Source organism: Haliea sp. (assembly GCF_040222615.1).
Taxonomy (GTDB): Bacteria; Pseudomonadota; Gammaproteobacteria; order Pseudomonadales; family Halieaceae; genus Haliea.
Map to the genome: position 1 here is coordinate 1 of NZ_JAVKCQ010000174.1, position 2,401 is coordinate 2,401.

Annotated in this window: 3 protein-coding genes and 1 pseudogene; all 4 read left to right on the plus strand. The window is 61.6% G+C overall.

Annotation, left to right across the window (positions count from 1 at the left end):
* Positions 1-41: 41 nt before the first annotated feature.
* Positions 42-533: an OmpH/Skp family outer membrane protein gene (locus tag RJQ10_RS14400; RefSeq protein WP_350147801.1), complete on the plus strand. Its 492-nt coding sequence runs from the start codon at positions 42-44 to the stop codon at positions 531-533.
* 8 nt (positions 534-541) lie between these two features.
* Positions 542-1,555 (plus strand): UDP-3-O-(3-hydroxymyristoyl)glucosamine N-acyltransferase, encoded by a 1,014-nt coding sequence (lpxD, locus tag RJQ10_RS14405; protein WP_350147803.1) that lies wholly within the window; start codon positions 542-544, stop codon positions 1,553-1,555.
* 21 nt (positions 1,556-1,576) lie between these two features.
* Positions 1,577-2,005, plus strand: a complete 429-nt coding sequence (fabZ, locus tag RJQ10_RS14410; RefSeq protein ID WP_350147805.1) for a 3-hydroxyacyl-ACP dehydratase FabZ — start codon at positions 1,577-1,579, stop codon at positions 2,003-2,005.
* A gap of 3 nt (positions 2,006-2,008) precedes the next feature.
* A pseudogene (locus RJQ10_RS14415) lies at positions 2,009-2,401 on the plus strand (acyl-ACP--UDP-N-acetylglucosamine O-acyltransferase); the annotation flags it as partial.

The window sequence follows — 2,401 nt, forward strand, 5'->3', positions numbered from 1 at the left end:
ATTGGAGAATACTTGTGTCTAACGTGTTTAAAGCAGTCCTGATGAGTGCCGCCCTGTTGCTGCCCGCTATCGGCTGGGCCCAGGGCAAGATTGCCGTGGTCAACCTGGAACAGGCCATTCTGCAGACCGACCATGCGCAGAAGCGTCTTACTGCGGAGCGCAGCAGCGACGCCTACAAGTCCGACAAGGCCGAGTTTGATCGCCTTAAGGATGAACTGGACAAGATGGTCCAGGAGTTCCAGAAAGACGCCGCCGTGATGAGCCAGGACCAGCAGCTCGCCGCCCGTCGCCGTCTCTCCAGCAAGCAGGCCGATCTTGAGCACGTGGCGGGCAAGCTGCAGCAGGCAGAGCAGGAAGTGGGTCAGCTGCTGCTGCAGGAAATGTCGGCCAAGGTACAGGAGGTCCTGCAGGAGCTGATCACCACGGAAGGTATCGGTCTGTTGCTGCAGCGCGGCTCCGTGATACACGCCGATGCGGGCTACAGTATTACCGCCAAGGTTACCGACAAGCTTAACCAGGCGTTCACCGAGTAATCACTGGCGTGTACTCCCTGGGAGAGCTGGCCGAGACTCTGGGGGTGCACCTGGACGGTGACCCGGAGGTACGGGTCACCGGCCTGTCAACCCTCGCCCTGGCCGGCCCGCAACAGCTGTCCTTCCTGTCCAACAGCAAGTATCTGGCCCAGCTGGAACGGACCCATGCCGCAGCGGTGATTCTGCGTCCGGAGCAGGCCGGGCAGTGCCCCGTGGCCTGCCTGCTGTCGGACAATCCCTACCTGACCTTCGCCCGGGCCACTGCGCTGTTTGCCGGAGAGGCACGCCCGCCAGCGGGAGTGCATCCCAGCGCCGTGGTGGCTTTTGACGCCAGCATCCACGGCGAGGCGGCGGTGGGTCCCAACGCGGTCATCGAGTCGGGGGCAACACTGGGCGCGGGCGTCATTGTCGGCGCCAACGTCACTATTGGAGCCGACTGCCACGTTGGCGCCGGTACCCGGCTCCATCCCGGCGTGGTGCTGGGCCGAGGCGTACGGCTCGGTGAGCACTGCACGATCCACAGCAACGCGGTGCTTGGCGCCGATGGTTTTGGCTTCGCGCCCTCGGCTTCGGGCTGGCAAAAAATCCACCAGCTCGGCGGTGTCCGCATCGGTGACCGGGTGGAAGTGGGGGCCTGCACCACCATCGATCGCGGTGCGCTCGAGGATACCGTGGTGGAGGACGGCGCTATCATCGACAATCTGGTGCAGATCGCCCACAACTGCCACATCGGAAAAAATACCGCGATAGCGGGTTGCACGGGATTGGCGGGAAGCACGATCATAGGCGCCAATTGCACGCTGGCGGGCGGTGTTGGTGTGGTCGGCCACGTGGAGATTTGCGACAACGTACACATCACCGGCATGACCATGGTGACCAAGTCCATCACTGAACCGGGTTCCTACTCTTCCGGTACGCCCATGTCCTCCACCCGGGACTGGAAGCGCAGTGCAGTCCGCTTTGCCCAGCTGGACAGCATCCAGAAGCGCCTCGCCGAACTGGAAAAACGACAACCGAAATGATGGGGGACCTGAAGTTTGATCATGGATATCTCGGAAATACGCAAGCACCTGCCGCACCGCTATCCGTTCCTGCTGGTGGACAGGGTGCTGGAGCTCAATCTGGGCGAGTCTATCGTCGCGTGCAAGAATCTCACCATCAACGAGCCGTTTTTTAACGGGCATTTCCCTGAACAGCCGGTGTTCCCGGGTGTATTGCTGCTGGAGGCCATGGCCCAGGCCGCGGGTATTCTGGGTTTCCGGTCCATGAACAAGACCCCTGCAGACGGCTCCATGTACTACTTCGTGGGCGCCGATGACCTGCGCTTCAAGCGTCCCTGCGTACCCGGGGACCAGGTCATGCTGCGGGCGAAAATACTGTCGGACCGCCGCGGAATCTGGAAATTCGCCGTCAGCTCGGATGTCGATGGCGCACTCTGTGCCTCCGCCACCATTCTCTGCGCCGACCGCTGAGCCATGATCCACAGCCACGCCATCGTTGATCCCTCTGCACGCGTTGCCGACGATGTTGAGGTGGGGCCGTGGACCCTGATCGGCCCGGATGTGGAAATCGGCCCTGGCTGCAAGATCGAATCCCATGTCGTGATCAAGGGCCCGACCAGAATAGGGGCAGGCAACCACATCTACCAGTTTTCCACCATTGGCGAGGCCACGCCGGATCTCAAGTACCGGGACGAGCCAACCTACCTGGTGATTGGTGACAACAATATCATTCGCGAGAACGTGACCATCCATCGCGGCACGGTGCAGGATCGGGCAGAGACTACCATCGGCAACAACAACCTGATCATGGCCTATGTGCACATCGGTCACGATTCGGTGATCGGCAGCCACACCATCCTGGTGAAC